Below are 18,965 nucleotides of genomic sequence, written 5' to 3'. Positions count from 1 at the left end.
CACGTCATCTCGACCGAAGCGCAGCGCAGTGGAGAGACCCCTGTATTTTGCTTTTGTTCTTGCAGGCAGCTCTGACAGACAAAAAAAGAGCGCCGACGTCTCCGTTGGCGCTCTCCCAGTGGATCTATTCCGGCATCAATCGCGCTTCTGCGTGAGCGAAAGTTCCATGAATACATTCGCTCTCGCAAACGGCGACGGCCTTGGCGGCAAATGCCGGAATCCTAATGATTCGTAGAGATGTACGGCGCTGGTCAGCTTATTGCTGCTCTCGAGCGTCAACAGTGTCGCTCCGGCTGCGCGTGCGTGTTCAATGACGTGGGTCAGCAGCTTGCGGCCGATTCCACGCCCGCGATGCTGCTCGTCGACGGCCATCTTGGCCACCTGGTAGACACCTGCTTCCTCCGGAATCAGCGCGCAACAGCCCACAGCACGCCCATCGATGCAGGCCATATAGATGAATCCACCCGGTTCGATGATGTGGCCGATCGGATTCCCCAGCAGTTCGCGATCCGGCTCTTCCAGCCCAAAGTATTTATCGATCCATGCCTCGTTCAACGCACGAAATGCCGCTGCATCCGATAGCTTGAACGGGCGCATCTGAATGGTCCCGGCAGGCATGGAAGCATTCTCTCTCAAAGCGTTGTCAGGTATGTCGGCGAGGTCGAAGGCGAGCGGCATAGTGAAGGTCCCCTTTTATCCATCAAGCTATGTCAGCCCAACTCATATGTCCAATATCTTGTTTATCCGGATTATGATATAGAAAATATCAATAAGGTTTCTTTTTATGGATACCGACATCGAGCTGCGCCACCTCCGCTACTTCGTTGCTGTTGCCGAGGAGCTTCATTTCGGTCGCGCCGCCGCGCGGCTGCATCTTGCCCAGCCGCCGCTGTCGCAACAGATCCGCAAGCTCGAAGAGATCCTCGGTTATGCCCTCTTCGTACGCACCTCGCGCACAGTCAAGCTCACCGCCGCCGGCGAGGCTTTTCTCAACAGCGCCCGGCGCACCCTGCGCAACGTCAGAGATGACATGGAAGAGGCCCGCAGCATTGGCCGCGGCGATGTCGGCTCTCTGCGTGTCGGCTTCATCGGCTCCGGCATGTTGACGCCGCTGCCTGCCATGCTGGGCCAGTACCGCAGGCAATATCCGCGCGTGCAGTTGCAGTTGCGCGAGACCTACACCTCAGGCGTCGTGCAGTCTCTCAGCAAAGGCACGCTGGACGCAGGCTTCCTGCGCGACGGCGACCCCACCGAAGGCATCGTCACTGAGACCCTCTTCTCCGAGCCCTTCGTCGCTGTTGTTCCGCACACGCATCCACTGGCCTCGCGGACCGGCATCTCAGCTGCCCAGCTGCGCGACGAGCCCTTCGTCTACTTCTCGCCCACCGCGGGCACGCTCGCCTACGAAAAATCGATCTCGCTCTGCGAAGAGCACGGCTTCCGTCCGCGCATCGTGCAGGAGGCGCCGCAGTGGCTTACCATCCTGCGACTGGTCGGCGCTGGCCTTGGGGTCACCATCGCACCGGCCTGTGTCCGGCAGATCGTTGCGCCTAACATCGTCTGCCTCAACCTGCACGGCGCAAAGGTAAACAGCGATATCGAGCTCGCATACCAGGCCACCGAAAGCCGCGCCATCGTCAAGGCATTCGCAGAGATCGCCCGCGCCAGCTTCCGCGCCGCCGTCCGCGACTCAAAGGACAAGGCACGCAACAAAGCCGGGAATAATTCTCTGCTTTAGGTGCGAATTAGCTTTTCTTCTAGGTACGCCGGGGCTTTAGCCCTGAAGTATGTTCTATCCAAGAAAAAATTCTTCCACCTCGAGCCAGTTGTTCACCCGTTTATAACCGGTCACGTTTGCGTTATGAGGCGAACTGTACAAAATTCCCGTTCCCTTAAATCGCCGCAGTTGCCGAGGATTGTCGTCGATCAAATAATCCGCCCGCAGAATCCCCTTATCGCCGCAATAGACGATCTGCGCAGGTGAGATAAAAGGGAAGTGCCGCTCCAGCCAGCGAAACTTCTGCGCAAACGAGGTAGGAATCTCCATCGCCGCCGTGGCGATAAACACCTCGAAGTTCTGTTGCAGCCTCCTCAGCACCCGCTGTGCATCCGGCATCACGGCAAGGTTCTCGAAGAAGTCCTCCGACCGCAGATACGCTTCGAGCGCATTGTGCCGGTCGCTCGACACCACTTGCCAGAGCCACTTGCCCTCAAGATCGGCAACCGTAAGCTGCTCTTCGTAGTCGCGGTTATAACGCAGCAGATGCTCTGCTACCGCATCCGCCATTACCTCATCCATGTCTACACAAATCCGCTTCAAAACGCCACACCCTTTATCTCTGGCCCTTATTAAAGCGACCGCACAATCGAAGCCGCAATACTCTCCACCGGCACTGTCTTTCGCTGCGGAGAGTCCCTCGCCGGATCGTAATACAACAGCCGTCCGCAGCTCTCACACGTCATCATGTCGTCTTCATTGCTGCGGTCGCGCAGATCGTTCCAGCGTTGCGGCCGCAACATCATCTGGCAGGCCATGCACTTCTGGTTCAGCGCCTCGGCCAGCCCGGTCCCTTTGCCCTTCGCGATCCGATCATAGATCGAGAGCGATGACTCGCCGATCTGCGGCCGCAGCGCCTGGCGTCTCTGGTCGACCTCGACCAGTGCAGTCTTATCTTTGGCGATCGTCTCCGTCGCCCGCACCTGTTCGCGCTCCAGCGTCTTCGCCGCATCTTCCACGGCCTCGTCGGCGACGGTCTTCTGTGCCTCCAGAGTCTCGCTGCGCTCCATGCTCGCGAGTTCAGCGTCCTCCAACCGGCTCACTTCTGCTTCAGCAAAGCCGATCTCGTGCTCAAACGCCGTCACCTGCGCCGTCGTGGTCGCCATATCCATCTGCTTGCGAACGCGGGTAATCTTCGCCTGGTGGTCCTTCACATCGGACTCCTGTCGCCGCCGCAACACCTCTTCCTTGGCGATCAGATCCAGCACCACCGCTCGCTGTCCTTCAATCGCCTTGGCCTTCGCCTCCAGCTCCGCGACCCGCTTCGGCAAAGCCGTCATCTCATCGCGCAGCCGCTTGGCCTCGACATCGAGCCCTTGCAGCACAATCAACTTCTCAAGATCCGGATGCATGCGCACTCCCTTTTCCACATTAGAGCAGGTATGGCAGGCGAAGGAACAGGCGATCGCTAAGACAGCAGCCACCAGGCATCATCTCGACCGGAGCGCAGCGGAGTGGAGAGATCCTGTATTCGCCTTTCTCATTCCACACCCAACAATTCCCCCACGAAAAATACCTGTGCCATCTTTGGCACCATCTCTGTCAATTGAGAGACACAACTCCGATGGAGGATAATAAATCCTAATGAGCAGGCGCAACGCCCGCTCTTCGGCGTATCTTGCGCTACTTGCCCTACTTGCCTGCCACAAATCCCCAGGACTGGAAGACAGATGCAACTTTGGAACGAATATGAAGGACGAATCGTCGCGGACCAATTTCCGCTGAAGAAGCTGCTTGAGCCGGAAGGCAGAAGCGCTTTCTTTGCAACGACAAATGGCTCGGGGGCCCCCGCCGTCATCCGCCTCATCGAAGCCCACTTCGACGAACCCGAAATCCTCGCCCGGTGGAGCGAAGTCGCCAAAGTCGACCAGCCAAATCTCATCAAGCTTAAGAAGTTCGGACAAACCACCCTCGACGAGACCGCCCTTCTCTACGCTGTGATGGAACCGTCCGACGCCAGCCTCGCCGACATCCTTAAAGAACGCCCGCTCACCACGCAGGAGACCACCCAGCTCGCCACCAGCCTCGTGCCCGCGATCGAGGCTCTGCACGCTGGTAATCTTGTCCACGAACACATCGAGCCAGCCCATGTGCTCGCCGTCGGTGAGATCATCAAGCTCCGCAGCGACTGCGTTCGCGAGGCCCCCGAAGGTGCCGAGGCCGTCGAAGCCAGGGCTCGCGACGTGCGGGACCTCTCGACCCTTCTGCTCCGTGCGCTCACCCTTCAGAACCGACTCTCCCCAGGAACGACTCTGCCCGCGCCCTTCCAGGAGATCGTCACCAACGGTCTGAGCGGTGCCTGGGGACTTCCGCAGATCGCCGCCGTGCTAGCCCCCGTTGCACTACCCAAGCAGCCCGTAGCCTCTATCTCGGCTCCTGCCAGTCCTAAGACAACAATCATATCGGAATCAATAGCTTACAAACCGTTGTCAACGATCCCCGCATCGGAGCCGACTCTCCGCATCACTACTCCCCTCGCTGTGTCCGACGAAGATCAGCCGCGCCGTGTTCTTCCCTGGACGACCATTGCCGCAGCCTTAATCCTTGCCCTGTTCATCGGCTGGCACTTCCTGCATAAAGCTCCCGCGCCGATTCCCAACCTGGCCACTATGCCGGCAGGGTCCTCGCAATCTGCCTCGACCGTCGCCGCCGCAACTGCGCCAACTCCTTCCAATGCAACAACTTCAACAGAGCCCAACGCTGTTGCAGCCACCCAGGCCTCCGGTCCGCGCACCCAGTGGAGGGTCGTTGCCTACACCTACAACCACCAGAATCAGGCGCAGGACAAGGTCGCGCAGATCCTGAGCAAGCACCCTGCGCTCAATCCGGAAGTCTTTGCACCGAAAGGACATGCACCCTACCTGGTCACTGTCGGCGGGTCGATGGACCACGAAGCCGCAATGGCCTTTCGGCGCAAAGCCCGCTCCGAAGGTCTCCCCCGCGATACCTACGCGCAAAACTTCCCGGCAGACGCACGATAGCCTCTTTGTCCTAATTACTGGGAAATTGCGTCACAACCGTACGTCATCTCGACCGAAGCGTAGCGAAGTGGAGAGAACCCTGCATTTGCCGTTCGTTTCACTGTCACAATCTTCCAACCTGAATACTGAAAACAGGTGCGAATTCTCTGAATCGCGCCTGTTTTTCCATAATCCAATCTTCATTCATGGCTACGACCACACTCGATTTACCCAGCGCAAAATCTAAAGCGCACCACGCCGACAGTCACTCAGAAGAGCGACCGTGGCGGCCTAGCATCAATCCATGGATCGTCGCCATGACGGTCACGCTTGCCACCTTCATGGAGGTGCTCGACTCCTCCATCGCCAACGTGGCGCTGCCGCACATCGCCGGCGGTCTCGGCTCTACTCAGGATGAAGCGACCTGGGTGCTGACGGCCTACCTGGTCGCCAACGCCATCATTTTGCCCGCTGGTGCATACATGACCACCTTCATCGGCCGCAAGAAGTTCTATATGATCTGCGTCGCGCTCTTCGGCGTCAGCTCGATGCTCTGCGGTCTCGCCCCCTCGCTCCCCATCCTTGTCTTTTGCCGCATTCTGCAGGGAGCAGGCGGCGGTGGCCTGGCTCCGTCGGAACAGGCGATTCTGGCAGATACCTTCCCACCCGAAAAGCGCGGACAGGCCTTCGCCATGTACGGCCTTGCCGTCGTCGTCGCCCCGGCCATTGGCCCTACACTGGGCGGCTATATTACCGACCGCTTCGACTGGCGCTGGATCTTCTTCCTCAACATCCCCATCTGTCTGCTATCGCTGTTTTTGACCTCGCGCATCGTTGAAGACCCGCCCTACGTCAAAAAGCAAGTGGAAGAGACGCAACGCGGCGGCATGAAGCTGGACTTTACTGGCTTCGCTCTGCTCGGCCTCACCTTCGGCTCGCTGGAGTTCCTGCTCGACAAGGGACAGGAAGATGATTGGTTCTCCTCGCACATTATCACCTTCTTCGCCATCGTCTGCGTGGTCGCCTTCGTCTTCATGATCTATTGGGAGCTGCGCCAGCTTCGCATCGGCCACCGCCCCATCATCAACCTGACGCTCTTCAAGCGGCGAAACTTCGCCATCAGTTTCCTGCTGATGTTCGTGCTCGGCTTCGCGCTCTACGGCACCACCGTGCTGATACCGCAGTTTGTACAAACGCTGCTGGGCTATACCGCAGAGCTTGCCGGCCTCGTGCTCTCTCCCGCGGGCTTCATCATGATGGCCATGATGCCGGTCGTCGGCTTCCTCTCCGGCAAGGTCGACGCGCGCAAGCTGATCGGCTTCGGCTTCTTCATGCTTACCTCGGCACTGATCGAGATGCACACGCTGAATCTCGGCGTCAGCTACGGATACCTGGCCTTCCTGCGCATCTTCCAGGCCTCGGGACTGGCGTTCCTCTTCATTCCGATCAACACCATCGCCTACATCGGGGTGAAGCAGTCGGAGAACAACGATGTCTCCGGCCTGACCAACCTTGCACGTAACGTCGGCGGCTCCTGCGGAACGGCGTTTATGGCGACCATGCTGTTACGCCGCACCGCCGCGCACGAGAACAATATGGTGCGCAACCTCACCACCGCTAACCCGGCCTTCAACTCGCAGGTCGATGCCCTCAAGGGAGCATTCGGCAAGGGTTTTCAGGCGGTCCACTCGGCGCAGGCTTACATCTACAACCAGCTTCATCGTCAGGCGTCGATGCTGGCTTACCTCGACATCATCCAGTACCTTGCTGTCTTCTGCGCCTGCATGATCCCGCTGTTGTTCCTCATCCCCCGGCCGCCAAAGCATGCAAGCCGCTCAGCCGGTCACTAAGTTCATCGTTCATGTTGATAAAAGACCAGAGGCCCGGCATCTACGCCGGGCCTCTTTGTCTCTCCATTCATCATTCGAGCCTAGTTCTTTGCTGGAGCCGCATCATTAGCAGCATCGAGGATAGATTTATCCAGTCCACGCACCGCATGGCCCGGCTTGCCCTCAAGATCGAAGACGACGATCTCATTCTTCCCCTTCACCAACCATGACTCCGGCGTATAAAGCGTGCGCTGCGGCCCGACGTTCCAGATGCGTCCCAGCGCCTGACCATTTAGCCAAAGCTCGCCCTTAGTGAACTCGCCGGTATCGAGGAAGGTATCTCCAGTGCCAGCCAGATCAAAGCTTCCCCGATAGAAGCACGCTCCCGAACAAGGCTTAGAGGAGTACGAGAGCTTGTCCACCGCCGTCATCGGCAGTGGATAAATATCCCATCCTGACAGCACCGTCCCATTCAACGTCACCTGCTTGGTGATCCCCGCGCGCTCTCCCGTGATCGCATGGCCAAAGTTCACGCGCCCCGTATTTTCGACAAGGATATCGAGCCGCGCATTCCGCTTCACCGCGGGAAGAGCCAGCGTGTTCTGCTTCAACCTGCGATCGATCGTGCCAACCTGTTTGCCGTCGAGATAGACCACAGCGTAGTCATGCAGCTCATCGAGCGTAAGCGTACCGGCAGCAGTCTTCTTCAGGTGCGTGCGGTAAAGGATGTAGCCGTAAGCCTGGTCCACATCTTCCATGCTCAACACATTCTGCGAGTGAATCGGAGCAGGCAGGTTGTCCCATAAAGACGCTGACTCAGCCAGCGTCACCGCCGGCGTCGTAATTGCCGCAGGAACATCGGGGATGGCAGGCGGCGTGACGCCAGTAGCCTTGGCGATCACATCGCGGAAGGCAAGGTACTTCGCCGTGGGTCTCCCGCTCTCGTCCAGCGGCGAGTCGTAGTCGTAGCTGGTCACGTCGGGCTCGTAGCTGCCGTGGCCATCGCTGTTGGCACCATTCATCCAGCCGAAGCTGGTGCCGCCATGGAACATGTAAATGCTGACCGAATATCCCTGGCGCAGCATCCAGTCGAGATTCGCAGCCTCATTCGCCGCATTGGTGTGGGCATGCTTGCTGCCCCAGTGATCGAACCATCCTGCCCAATACTCGCTGTTGATGAAGGGGCCGTTAGGACGATACTTCTTCAACTCCGTAAAGGCGCGTTGTGCTGCGCCAGCTTCGGCCCCGCCGAAGTTGATGCCGACCGGAAGCTCAGGCAGCGAGCCGTTCGGCACCTGCTCCGGGCCGTCCGCCGTATAGAGCTGCGACTTGGTAAACCCCGCGTCCACCAGCATCTTGTAGATCTGTTCCATGTAGGCATGGTCGCTGCCATAAGAACCGTACTCGTTTTCCACCTGGGTGAGGATAATCGGGCCGCCGTTGCCGATCTGCAACGGAGCCAACTCTTTGCCGAGGCGGTCGATCCATTCCTTTGACGCGGCGATAAACTTCGGGTCGCTGCTGCGCACAACCATGCTGTGGTCCTTCAGCAGCCACGAGGGATAGCCTCCCCACTCCCACTCAGCACAGACGTAGGGGCCGGGACGAAGAATGACATAGAGGCCCTCCTGCTGGGCTTCGCGGATGAACTCTGCCACGTCGTTGTTGCCGGAGAAATCGAAGACGCCGGGCTTCGGCTCGTTCTCATTCCAGAAGACGTAGGCGGTGATGGTGTTCAGGCCCATCGCTTTGGCCATCTTGAAACGCGCTCGCCAGTCTGCCCGCGGAATACGCGGATAGTGCATCTCGCCGGAGATGACTTGGAAGGGCTTGCCGTCGAGCGCGAAGTGATCGCCCTGCACGGTAAAGGTATGCGGCGTGTGGTCAACCGTGGACTGCGCGTGAACCATCGTCAGAGAACAGAGCAGCAGCAAAAGAAGAGAAAGTTTAAAGCGCACAGACGCACCTCGATGTACGAATATTCGGCTCGCAGACACCATGCGATGTAGAACCAGGAAGCCATCGCCATTCTATACACCCGAGGCCAGACGACCGTTCTCGCTTCACGGAGATTGATGCTTCGCATTAGCCATAATCCCAGTCGACTTCCAGGCAATACAAAAGGCGGCCATCGCTGGCCGCCTTTATGGTTGATTGAAGCGCTAAGGTTAGAAGGTGAGCTTGCCCGCAATCTGGAAGATGCGCGGATCGTTCGCCGCTGTCGCGTTGCCGAAGGTCCCCGAGTTCAGCCCAGTGGTGAAGCTGGACAGGTTCGGGTGGTTCATCACGTTGAAGGCTTCCATGCGCAGATTGAAGTTCAGACGCTCCATCAGCGGGAAGTTGCGGCTGAGCGCAGCATCCACGTCGTAGTAGTTTGGGCCGCGGAAGGCATTGCGTCCCAGATCGCCGTAGGTGCCCGCAGTGTTTTGGGTGAAGGCCGACTTGTTAAGGTAGGCAAGATTACCCGCTGCCTTCTGCGTGATCTTGCGGTGCGTATAGACAGCGGCTCCCGGAACCAGGTTGGGACGATCGAGGCCGATACCGGTAAGCGAGTTATCGACGCCCGAGGTCACATTGAGCGGGGTTCCGCTGGTGATGCGGACGATGGGAGCAAGCTCCCAGTTGTTGGCCAGTGCCGCCGCCCAGCCGTGCAGGCTGGAGAAGTGACTGGACGCCACAAAGGTCGTATTGAAGATGTGGCGAACGTCAAAGCCGCAGTTGGCACGGTCCATGTTCTTGTTGGCGGAATTTTCATAAGTAGGCGCCGCGATATCGCCGGGGGAGTCTCCGACCGAGATGCAGTGCGACCAGGTGTAGTTGGCGAGAAAGCTGAAGTTCTTCGACATACGGTCCTGAATGACGGCAAGCAGGCCGTTGTAGCTCGAGTTTCCACCGTCATCGATCTGGGTCATGGTCGGGCTGTAACCCTGTCCTTGAGCGGGATTGATGAGCGACAGCACGGTGCGGTTGTTGGAGTTAGAGGTCGAAGAGCACGGTTTGCCGGCAGCGGGCAGACCGGTAGACGGCGTTAGCGGACCGCAGGAGCCGGTCAGACCGTTGGAGGCACCCGGAATGTAGACCGCCGGATTAAGTGCGCGGCCCAGCCACAGGTGGCTGTTCTTGTTGCCGAGATAGCTGATGGACATGTTCCAGCCATGACCCAGATCTTGTTCGATGCTGGCCGTCCACTGCTGAACGACCGGCGTTTGAATATGACGTGGGACGACGACATAGAGCGTATTGGTGGGGAATGGTGAGGTAGAGAGAGGAGGATTGGCAATCGGGAACGGATTGCCGCCGGGATACGTCGACCACGGCGTGGCCAGCAGCGTCGTTCCCGTAACGTCGATCTCGTTGGTATAGGGCGGATTGGCGGCGTTGCGCTGCATCGTATACAGCGCCGGGTTGTCATACATCAACGCTCCGCCCGCGCGGAAGACGGTCTTGCCGTTGCCGAATGGGTCGAGGGTGATGGAGCCGCGAGGCGAGATGTTGGCGAGGCGGTTGTCCGTCATGCCCGGAGGGATTCCAGGGTCGCCATAGTAGAACGAGCCAGCCGGGGCGTTGACGTAGACCGTGCTGTGCTGTCCGGCGATGAAGGCCGCCTGATTGAAGCTGCTGCCGCGATGATAGTTGTCGATGGGAATGAACTCAGGCTCCCAGCGAACGCCGAAGTTGGCGGTCAGGCGCGGGCTGAAGTGGTAGGTGTCCTGTGCATAGACGCCGAACGTCGTCTGACGATAGGCGGTCTGCTGTGCCTTCGACTGGCTGAAGCCTGTCGAGGCTCCGATGGAGGTCATTCTGCCGGTAAGGAAGTCCAGCATCGGCTCGCCCTGTGCGCCGTTGACGCCGCTTGCGAAGCCGCCGAAGTTGAAGCTGCCGTTCTGAAGGTAGCCTGCCTGCGTATTCTGGCCGGTGCGAAGAATCTCCCCGCCGAAGGCAAACTGGTGCTTGCCGTGGACGTAGTCGATGTCATCGGAGAAGTCTTCCGTATTGGTGTTGAAGAAGCCCGGCGAGCACGTTCCGCAGCCAATGGAGAAGCCATTGGTGATGCTGAGGCGGAAGTCGTTCGGCACATAGTCGTACATGTCGACGCCGACATTGGTGGCGTTGATGCCGCCTGCTGTGGGACCGCGATTGTTACGGCGACGAGCGTAGGTGCCGTGGAAGGTGTTCACGAGATGAGGAGTGACGATGTATGTATCGCCAAGGGTGAAGCTCTGTACACGCTCGCCGTTACCGGCGATTGTCGTCAACAGAAGATTGGTGGGCGAGAAATAAGCAGGAGCCGTGTAGTTGGTCAGGAAGTAGCGGCCGAAGAGATTGTGCTTTTGGTTGAAGGTATAGTCGATGCGGCCAATGAACTGATCTTCGGTGCTGTTGGCGGGCAATGAAACATTGACGCGACCATACTGATCGGCCTGCGACAAGGGCAGCATGCTGGCGAGTTTGAGCGCCTGCGGGCTCAGCTCGGCAGGACTGATCTTACGTGTGCTGGAGATATTCGCTCCCGTCACCGGATCGATGATGTTGGAGGCGTTCTGGGCGCAGTTGCCACCCATCTGGCTGAAGTCGCCCGAGAGTTCCGCTGCGGTAGGAACGCAGTAGCCGGTCGCGCTCGAAGTCTGGCGGTTGCGGGTGCCCTGATAGCCGCCGAAGAAGAACATCTTGTCCGTCAGGATCTTCCCGCCCAGCGTTCCACCGAACTGGCTGCGCTTCAGCGTGTCCTTCGAGGTAGAAAAGAAGTTATTGGCGTTGATGATGTTGTTGCGCAGGAACTCGAAGACCGTACCATGCAACTGATTGGTGCCGGAGTTGGTGACGACGTTGACGAGCGATCCGGGGTGGAGGCCGTTGCGTGCAGGCAGAGAGTTCGACTCGACCGAGAACTCGCGCAGCGCATCCGGGAAGGGATAGGGCAGGTTGGTGTTGGTGAAGGTGTCGACGTGGCTGCCGCCATCGAGGACGTAGTTGTTATAGATGCCTTGCGAACCGGCGACAGCGATGACCGGGGTATTCGCATAGGTCTTGCTTCCGTTGATGTCGTTGGCCGGAGCGTTGACTGCACCGCCCGAGACCAGGATGAGCTGCGTAGCCTGACGGCCGTTCAAAGGAAGCTCCGTGATGCGCTTCTGGTCGATGACCTGTTTGAAGGTACTGGTCTCGGTGTCGAGCGCTGCGCCCGTGGCCTGCACCTCGACGTGCTCGCTGGAACTGCCGATCGTCAGGGCAGGGTTGATCTGAACGTTGTTACCGACTTCGAGAAGGCCGGTCCGGGTGTACCCCTGAAAGCCCTGGGCCGCGACGGTCAGGCTATAGGCTCCTACCGGAATGTTGGGGAGGCTGTAGATACCGGCGCCGTCGGTCGCTGTAGAGCGCGAGGCATGGGTGGCGGTGTTGGTAAAGGTGACCTGGGCATTCGCGATGGCGGCCCCGGTCGGGTCAGTGACAGTACCCTGAATGCTGGCCGTGCCTGCCGTCTGCGCATGCGCAAAGAAGGACGTGCTGAGCAGGAGGGCGGTAAAGACGAGAAACGAACACAGACGCCTCACGAAAAGGCCGTGTGATTTTAGAGATTGCATTTGGTAGGACCTCAGAAGGGGAGAGTGCGTGATACCCTTTTGTCTATCGGTAGATGGACAAAGCTCGTTTGGGTGTTTTGAGGAATATAGGTGGCGCGTTAAACGACTGTCAACCCTGAATGGTCCATATCCGAAATTATTCCTTAATAAGAACCTACTTCGTACCCTAACGTCCGTCTAGTAGTTAGAGAAGGCTATCTCCGCGCCAGGGCGACGCGGGCAATCTGCTGAAGATCGTCGACGAAGGCCACATTTTCCCAGCTTTCCAGAAGAGCTGCCAGCGAATCTCTCTGTCCATGCCCGATTTCTAACGCCAGCAGGCCGCCCGGCTTCAGAGCCCTGTACGCCTGCGGGATCAGGCGACGATAGATGTCGAGGCCAAGATCACCCGCAAACAGCGCCTGCGCAGGCTCATAGTCGCGGACCTGGGGATGAAGCTCAGCGCGCTCGCTCTCCGGAATATAAGGAGGGTTACTGACGATGGCATCGAAAGCCACGGTCTGGTCTTTTTGCAGGAGGCCGGTCAGGAGGTCGGACAGAAAAAATCCTACGCGGGCCTCCAGATGGTGATTTGCGGCATTTTCGCGGGCCACTTCCAGGGCTTCGGCGGAGATATCGACGGCGATGACTTCGGCTAGGGGAAGGTTAGCGGCTAGCGCCAGCGCGATGGCTCCGGTTCCGGTGCCAATGTCGAGGATGCGGACAGGCCGGTCGGCAGGCAGACGGTCCAGAACGGCTTCGACGAGGTGTTCCGTCTCAGGCCGGGGGATCAGCGTAGCTGGCGTGACTTTAAGCGGAAGGCCGAAGAACTCCTGTTGCCCCGTGATGTACTGGACAGGCTCGCAGCGCAGGCGCCGCGCGATTGCGTCCTGATACAAGACAAGCTGCTGTTCCGTAAGAGCACGCGTGGGATAGGCCAGCAGTGTAGCGCGATCTAGTTCAAGCACATGCAGCAACAACAACTCGGCGTCGCGATGGGCGTGGTCTCCGAGCGCTGGGTTCGTTGCGAGTTGTTCGGTGGCGAGAGTCAGGGCCTGACGTAAGGTCATTTTGCTGGATGCAGCTATTGTCTCGCGTCAGGCCATAAAGCGATACTCACCTCAGAATCAGGCTCTTGCCGCTTCGTGGAAGCCGTCACATCCGCTGATGGGGGAGACCTTTAGGTGGAGTCCGGCGAGTTTCGGATGGCCGCAGGTGTCGAGCATCGACTCATCGGCCTTTTTGCTGGACATGATGGTCACCAGAACTTTGTTAGGAGCGTGGGTCTCGCCGAAGTGGCTGCAAAGGCCGCACTGGCCCGCGTGAACTGCCTGCATAAGACACCTCCGTAGTACTTGCTCCATTAGGAGTGGAGGTGCCTTACGCCGGGTTGCTTTGGAAACTCAGCGTATCTATTTGCGCGGAGAGACACTCTGCTCGGGAATGATGTCGATAAGGTTCCCGTCCGGATCAGTCACTGTTAGGGAATTTCCGTCGCTGAAGGGAATTCCCGCAGCCTTGAGCAATTCGCCGGAGCGATGAATATCGGGTGACGTAAGCAGAATGCTCGATTTTGGGCCAAGCTTGGTAACGGGAACAATCTTGACCATCTCACCGGAGTCGCCCGGCAGATCGAGGAAGTTGTGCCACCGTGGGTCGGGAGTGAACTTCAGCTTATCGATATAGAAGGCGCTGGCAGCGGCCGGGTCCTGCATCGCCAGCGTGACCGAGACGAGCTTGGTGCCCACGCGGTCTGCGCCAAGGTGCTGGCCGCGGTCGTTATAGTGGCGCGAGCCCGGCATGTACTGCGTGTACTCGATGTTCTGCGGCCCGCTCGCCTGCATCGGCCCTTTCATCGTAAACAGCAGATTGCCCGCTCCGGCCTTGCGAATCTTGAAGTTGGGGGTGACGTCACGGGCGATATAGTCGTCATAGACCGCCTGCAGGTTGTCGCTCTCGAAGCACAGGTGCAGAAAGCCGATCTCGGTGTCCTTCGCCGTGGTGGGATACAGCTCGATGAACTGGCGGTCGTCCAGCTTGATGAACGACTGGTAGACAGCGCCGTTCTTGCTCAAAGCAAAAGCCTCATCGAAGCCCAGCTTCTTGTAGAAGTCGCGCGCCGCATCGAGGTCATGGACGCGAATCGCGATGTGGGCGATTCCATTGAGCGGCGGTGGCTGTTGTGCCTTGGCAGAGCTAACAAAAAAAAGGCTGGCGACGGAGAGGGAGACAATCGATGCGATAGAGCGAACGCGGCTGCGGAGAGATGGCCTGATCATGTGTCGATTTTATTACCGGACTTATTTCCAAATGCTATCTATTGCGTGAGCCCTTCAAAGTGATGACAAAAAAGCACGTCATCTCGACCGAAGCCCGAAGGGCGGAGCGGAGAGATCCCTGTATTTTCCTCATTTCCCACCCGCAACGGAATACCCCTGCCACAGATACTCAAGCGCCTCCGGCAAAGTCTGCTGCTTCACCGCCCGGTCGGTATGCCCTGCGCTGCGGGCAAAGACAAACTGATAGTGATAGCCCTTAGCGGCCAATACCTTAGCCATATGCTCATTGGCGACGACCCAGTCGTGCATATTGTCGCGCATGGCATTAGGGTTCAGCAGGTCGCGGTCGCCAACCTCCATCCATAGGCGAATCGGCTTTCTCGCAGAGCCGGGGATGAGGTGCTCGTGGAACTCCCACGCCCCATGCGGCACCTTCGCGTTATACGGCCACTGCTGGTTGACGTAGGTGCCGGAGTAAGTCAGCACCCGGTGGTACCACTCCGGGTGATACCACGCCATAATCAACGCACACGATCCGCCAGAGCTGCCGCCCATCGTCGCGCGGCCATCGGGATCGCGGGTTAGTTCCACGTGGAACTTTTTTTCGACCAGCGGAAGTACCTCTTTCTGGATGAACTCCGCATAGCGGCCCGACATGGTGTCGTATTCCAGTCCGCGCTCGCTGCCCTGCGCATCGCCGCTGCCGTTGCTCACGGAGATGGCGATCATCACCGGCACCTTATGTTCGGCAATCAGGTTGTCGAGCGCGGTGAACAGCGCGTGGTCGGGGCCGTCCGTCCCGATGATGAACGGAGCAGCAGTACCCGGAACATATTGCTTCGGCACGTAGACCGCCACGCGCCGCGTGTAGGGAGCGGGATGGCTGGTAGTTACGATCAGCTTCGCCGGGTCTTTGGGGTCAGGCGTGCCGAAGGTGCCCGGCTCCCGCGCAATGCCAGGGTAGAGCTTACTGTCAGTCGACTCCATAACGAACTCGGACACCATTCCCTGCGGCACGCCCGGCTGTACCGACATCTCCGGTGCAGGCGTGTGCGTGGGTCCGATGATGAAGTTTCCATCGGCATCAGCCGGAGCGTTGGCACCGTCGGGCAGCTCTTTGGCTTCAACATAGCCCGGCGTATGAGGATCGCGGGTAGGCGGCGTAGGTCGTGCAGGATGTGTCGTTGCGGGTGCAGCCGGAGCCGCAGACTGCGCAGGTGCGGAAGTTGCCGCAGCCATCAGGCCGCTCAAAAACGCAATGCTCAAAGTACGGAGCATGAAAACTCCTTTTATGCCTCAGCGATGTTCAGAACTACGATCTTCGACATCGTACATCTGGACAACCACTTTGAGCTTTACGCAGGAGTTCCCGGTTCAGGCCGCTTCAGCCTGGGCTTTCAGCTTCTCGGCGGTATAGTGCGCAATTAGCGCATCGACCGTCGGCTGCAGCATGCCTTCCATCACCATGTTGAGCTGGTGGTTTGTCAGACCGATGCGGTGATCCGTGAGCCGGTTCTGCGGGAAGTTGTAGGTGCGAATCTTCTCGCTGCGGTCGCCGGTGCCCACCTGCTGCTTGCGGTCCTTGGCCTGCTCCTGATGGATACGTTCTTCTTCGACCTCATACAGTCGGGCGCGCAGAACGCGCATGGCCTTCTCGCGGTTCTTGATCTGCGATTTTTCATCCTGGCAGCTCACAACAGTATTGGTCGGGATATGCGTGATGCGCACCGCCGAGTAGGTCGTATTGACCGACTGACCGCCGGGGCCGGAGGAACAGAAGGTATCGACGCGCAAGTCCTTGGCCTCGATCTTGATGTCGACCTCTTCGGCCTCGGGCAGCACGGCCACGGTAATGGCCGAGGTGTGGACGCGGCCCTGCGTCTCCGTCGCCGGAACGCGCTGTACGCGATGCACGCCCGACTCGTACTTCATCTGCGAGTAGACTTTGTCGCCCTCGAAGATGGCGGTGACTTCCTTCATGCCGCCGCCGATGCCGGTCTCCGAAGAGGAGAGCACTTCGACCTTCCACCGGTGCTGCTCAGCAAAACGCAGATACATGCGGAACATCTCCGAGACGAAGATGGCGGCTTCATCGCCGCCGGTTCCGGCGCGCAGCTCGATGATGATGTTCTTGTCATCGTTGGGGTCCTTCGGCAGCAGAAGAACCTTCAATTCCTCTTCGATCTCGGCGACGCGCGGCTCAAGCGTCACCAGCTCCTCCTGCGCCATGGCGCGGAGGTCGGCATCCGATTCGGCGAGCATGGCCTTGGCCTCGGCGACACCGTTCTTGACGCTGCGATATTCACGAAACTTTTCGACGGTCGGCTCAAGGTCGCGATGCGCCTTGGCAACGGCCTGAAACTTCTTCTGGTCCTGCACCAGTGTAGGGTCGGACATCTGCTGGCCGAGGTCTTCATAACGAGCTTCTAGTTGGTCGAGGCGGTCGAACATATAAAAAAATCCTTATAACAAAGTCTTTTGTAGTTGTTTTGCCGGTGCAGTTGCTTCAGAGGAATTTCAGTCAGGCTGGCGCAGCTAGGCAAAGTCGTGACGGTCGGGCGACTCGGTCACGCGGGAGAAGAACACCGGATTTGCGGCTGCGTTCATATCGATAGAACAACTACATCTGTATCTATATTAGATGTTACTCCTGCCGCGCCGGGTTCGGAGTGCATCTTTTAGCTGAGAGGCTTTGAGCCGAATGGCTTTATTTCACGTTATTGCCGAGCTTGCCGAGGCACTGGCTGGCGAGCCGGGCCGGTTGAAGAAGCGCGCGGCCATTGCCGAGGCGATTGCGGCTGCCCATGCCGCCGCGCCCAAGACCGAAGACGCCGGGCTGTTTGCGCTGTACCTGGCCGGAACTCCCTTTGCCGAGGCCGACCCGCGCAGGCTGAACGCCGGGGGCGCGCTGCTTTCGAAGGCACTCTTATCGGTGAGCGGGGCCACCAGCACCGCACTGACGGCGGCGTACAAACGCCACGGCGATTTGGGTGCCGCAGCCTTCGATCTTTTGCAGGGAAACTCGTCACAAAAAGCCTCTCTAACCTTGCAGGATGTAGCCGAGGCCTTTGCCGCGATGGCCGCCGCAAAGACGACGGCGATTCGGGCAGCGCTAGTGGAGGGTTTGCTGCAACGTTCTACGGCGCTCGAGGCAAAGTATCTGCTGAAGCTGATGAGTGGCGACATGCGCATCGGCGTGAAGCAGAGTCTGGTCGAAGAGGCAATCGCAGTCGCAGCCTCCGCACCTGTGGCTGAGGTTCGACATGCAGTGATGCTCGAGGCCGATCTCGCTGCCGCAGTGCGACGGGCATTCGCGGGAACGCTGGGCGAAGCGCGCATGCGGCTGTTCCATCCGCTGGGCTTCATGCTGGCCAGCCCGGTCGATTCGCCGGAAGAGGCGGTCGAACGATTCGCCGGAAAGCAGGACGCGGAGACCGCTTCCATCGAAGCCTTTCTCGAAGACAAATACGATGGCATGCGCGCGCAGATTCACTGCGGCGATGCCGGGCAGCCCGGTCGTGTCGTCATCTACTCGCGCAACCGCGACGACGTAACCGCAAGCTTTCCCGATCTCGAAGAGGCCTTCGCCTCGGTGCGCGAGCCGTTGATCTTCGACGGAGAGATCCTCGGTTGGGACCTCAAGGCGGCGCGTGCGCTGCCGTTCGCCGTGCTGGGACAGCGTATCGGAAGGAAGCGCGTCTCCAACGAGTGGCGACAGCAGGTTCCGGTCGTCTTCATGGCCTTCGATCTAATGTACGCCAATGGCGAGCTGACACTGAACCAGCCCTTGACCGAGAGGCGAAACCGCCTTGAAGTTGCCGTCGAACGGCTGGTCGAAAAAGTGCGCTCTCCGCTCGTTGTCGACGAACGCAAAAACACTGCGCAGATCGCTATGTTTATGCAGCCCGATAGCGACGGCAATAACGATGAGGTAGAGCGGCTGATGCTCTCGCCTGCGCGCCTCGTCCAATCGGCTGAGGATATCGAGCGTGCCTACGCCGATGCCCGCGCGAGGGCAAACGAGGGAGTGATGCTTAAGGCTGCTGCGTCGGAGTATCAGCCCGGACGTCGCGGTCTGGCATGGGTGAAGCTGAAGCGCGAGCTGGCCACGCTCGATGTCGTGGTGACGGGCGCGGAGCTGGGTCACGGCAAGCGTGCCGGAATTCTCAGCGACTACACTTTCGCCGTGCGCGGGCCTGGCGGCGAGCTGCGGAACGTGGGCAAGGCCTACTCCGGCCTGACCGACGCCGAGATCGCCAAGATGAGCGCGTGGATGATGGAGCACACGCTCGAAGACCAGGGCTACTTCCGCACCGTCGAGCCGCTGATGGTGCTCGAAGTCGCCTTCAACAACATCATGCGTAGCGACCGCCATGCCAGCGGGTTCGCGCTACGTTTTCCGCGAATTATCCGCATCCGCACCGACAAGCCGGTCAGCGAGATCGACACGGTCGAGCGAGTCGAAGAGATCTACCAGAGCCAGGTGGATAAACCGGAAGAATAGCGCGCCGGCATTTGCGTGTCATTCTTTCAGAGAGCAATAAAAAAGCCGCTTCGCT

General features: G+C 59.1%; 14 protein-coding genes. 4 read left to right on the top strand and 10 right to left on the bottom strand.

Annotation, left to right across the window (positions count from 1 at the left end):
* Positions 1–135: 135 nt before the first annotated feature.
* A complete protein-coding gene (locus tag IEW09_RS01930; protein ID WP_229739017.1) occupies positions 136–678 on the bottom strand; it encodes a GNAT family N-acetyltransferase in 543 nt (180 codons plus the stop codon).
* Between the two features lie 106 nt (positions 679–784).
* Between IEW09_RS01930 and IEW09_RS01925 the strand changes: the two genes are divergently transcribed.
* Positions 785–1,738, top strand: coding sequence for a LysR substrate-binding domain-containing protein (locus IEW09_RS01925; RefSeq protein WP_188552466.1), 954 nt, complete (start codon positions 785–787; stop codon positions 1,736–1,738).
* Between the two features lie 54 nt (positions 1,739–1,792).
* On the opposite strand, the gene IEW09_RS01920 is transcribed toward IEW09_RS01925, so the two are convergent.
* Together IEW09_RS01920 and IEW09_RS01915 are read right to left on the bottom strand one after the other, a co-directional pair.
* The gene (locus IEW09_RS01920) at positions 1,793–2,320 is read right to left on the bottom strand and encodes a 5' nucleotidase, NT5C type (protein ID WP_308420520.1); all 528 of its coding nucleotides are present in this window, start codon (positions 2,318–2,320) and stop codon (positions 1,793–1,795) included.
* Positions 2,321–2,349: 29 nt separating this feature from the next.
* Positions 2,350–3,129: a zinc ribbon domain-containing protein gene (locus tag IEW09_RS01915; protein ID WP_188552465.1), complete on the bottom strand. Its 780-nt coding sequence runs from the start codon at positions 3,127–3,129 to the stop codon at positions 2,350–2,352.
* A 318-nt stretch (positions 3,130–3,447) separates the two neighbouring features.
* Here IEW09_RS01915 and IEW09_RS01910 point away from each other — a divergent pair, with 318 nt between their 5' ends.
* Positions 3,448–4,758 (top strand): protein kinase family protein, encoded by a 1,311-nt coding sequence (locus IEW09_RS01910; protein WP_188552464.1) that lies wholly within the window; start codon positions 3,448–3,450, stop codon positions 4,756–4,758.
* A gap of 185 nt (positions 4,759–4,943) precedes the next feature.
* On the top strand, positions 4,944–6,587 hold the full coding sequence (locus IEW09_RS01905) for a DHA2 family efflux MFS transporter permease subunit (RefSeq protein WP_188552463.1): 1,644 nt from the start codon (positions 4,944–4,946) through the stop codon (positions 6,585–6,587).
* An 80-nt stretch (positions 6,588–6,667) separates the two neighbouring features.
* On the opposite strand, the gene IEW09_RS01900 is transcribed toward IEW09_RS01905, so the two are convergent.
* The 7 genes from IEW09_RS01900 to prfA form a co-directional block, all read right to left on the bottom strand.
* Entirely contained in the window at positions 6,668–8,524 is a 1,857-nt protein-coding gene (locus tag IEW09_RS01900) for a glycoside hydrolase family 35 protein (protein ID WP_229739016.1), read from the bottom strand.
* Between the two features lie 210 nt (positions 8,525–8,734).
* Positions 8,735–12,118 carry a TonB-dependent receptor gene (locus IEW09_RS01895; protein WP_229739015.1) on the bottom strand — a complete coding sequence of 1,128 codons (3,384 nt, stop codon included), beginning with the start codon at positions 12,116–12,118 and terminating at the stop codon, positions 8,735–8,737.
* Between the two features lie 224 nt (positions 12,119–12,342).
* Entirely contained in the window at positions 12,343–13,197 is an 855-nt protein-coding gene (gene prmC / locus IEW09_RS01890; protein ID WP_188552461.1) for a peptide chain release factor N(5)-glutamine methyltransferase, read from the bottom strand.
* Positions 13,198–13,254: 57 nt separating this feature from the next.
* On the bottom strand, positions 13,255–13,464 hold the full coding sequence (locus IEW09_RS01885) for a hypothetical protein (protein ID WP_188552460.1): 210 nt from the start codon (positions 13,462–13,464) through the stop codon (positions 13,255–13,257).
* A 75-nt stretch (positions 13,465–13,539) separates the two neighbouring features.
* Positions 13,540–14,406: a VOC family protein gene (locus IEW09_RS01880; protein WP_188552459.1), complete on the bottom strand. Its 867-nt coding sequence runs from the start codon at positions 14,404–14,406 to the stop codon at positions 13,540–13,542.
* A gap of 129 nt (positions 14,407–14,535) precedes the next feature.
* Entirely contained in the window at positions 14,536–15,684 is a 1,149-nt protein-coding gene (locus IEW09_RS01875) for an alpha/beta hydrolase (RefSeq protein WP_229739014.1), read from the bottom strand.
* A gap of 96 nt (positions 15,685–15,780) precedes the next feature.
* Entirely contained in the window at positions 15,781–16,857 is a 1,077-nt protein-coding gene (gene prfA, locus IEW09_RS01870) for a peptide chain release factor 1 (RefSeq protein ID WP_188552458.1), read from the bottom strand.
* A gap of 250 nt (positions 16,858–17,107) precedes the next feature.
* Between prfA and IEW09_RS01865 the strand changes: the two genes are divergently transcribed.
* Positions 17,108–18,910, top strand: a complete 1,803-nt coding sequence (locus tag IEW09_RS01865; protein WP_188552457.1) for an ATP-dependent DNA ligase — start codon at positions 17,108–17,110, stop codon at positions 18,908–18,910.
* Positions 18,911–18,965: the final 55 nt, after the last annotated feature.

The sequence above is a fragment of the Edaphobacter dinghuensis genome, assembly GCF_014640335.1.
Taxonomy (GTDB): Bacteria; Acidobacteriota; Terriglobia; order Terriglobales; family Acidobacteriaceae; genus Edaphobacter; species Edaphobacter dinghuensis.
The sequence above is the reverse complement of the archived record's forward strand: the minus strand, read 5'-3'. Positions and strand labels throughout refer to the sequence as shown.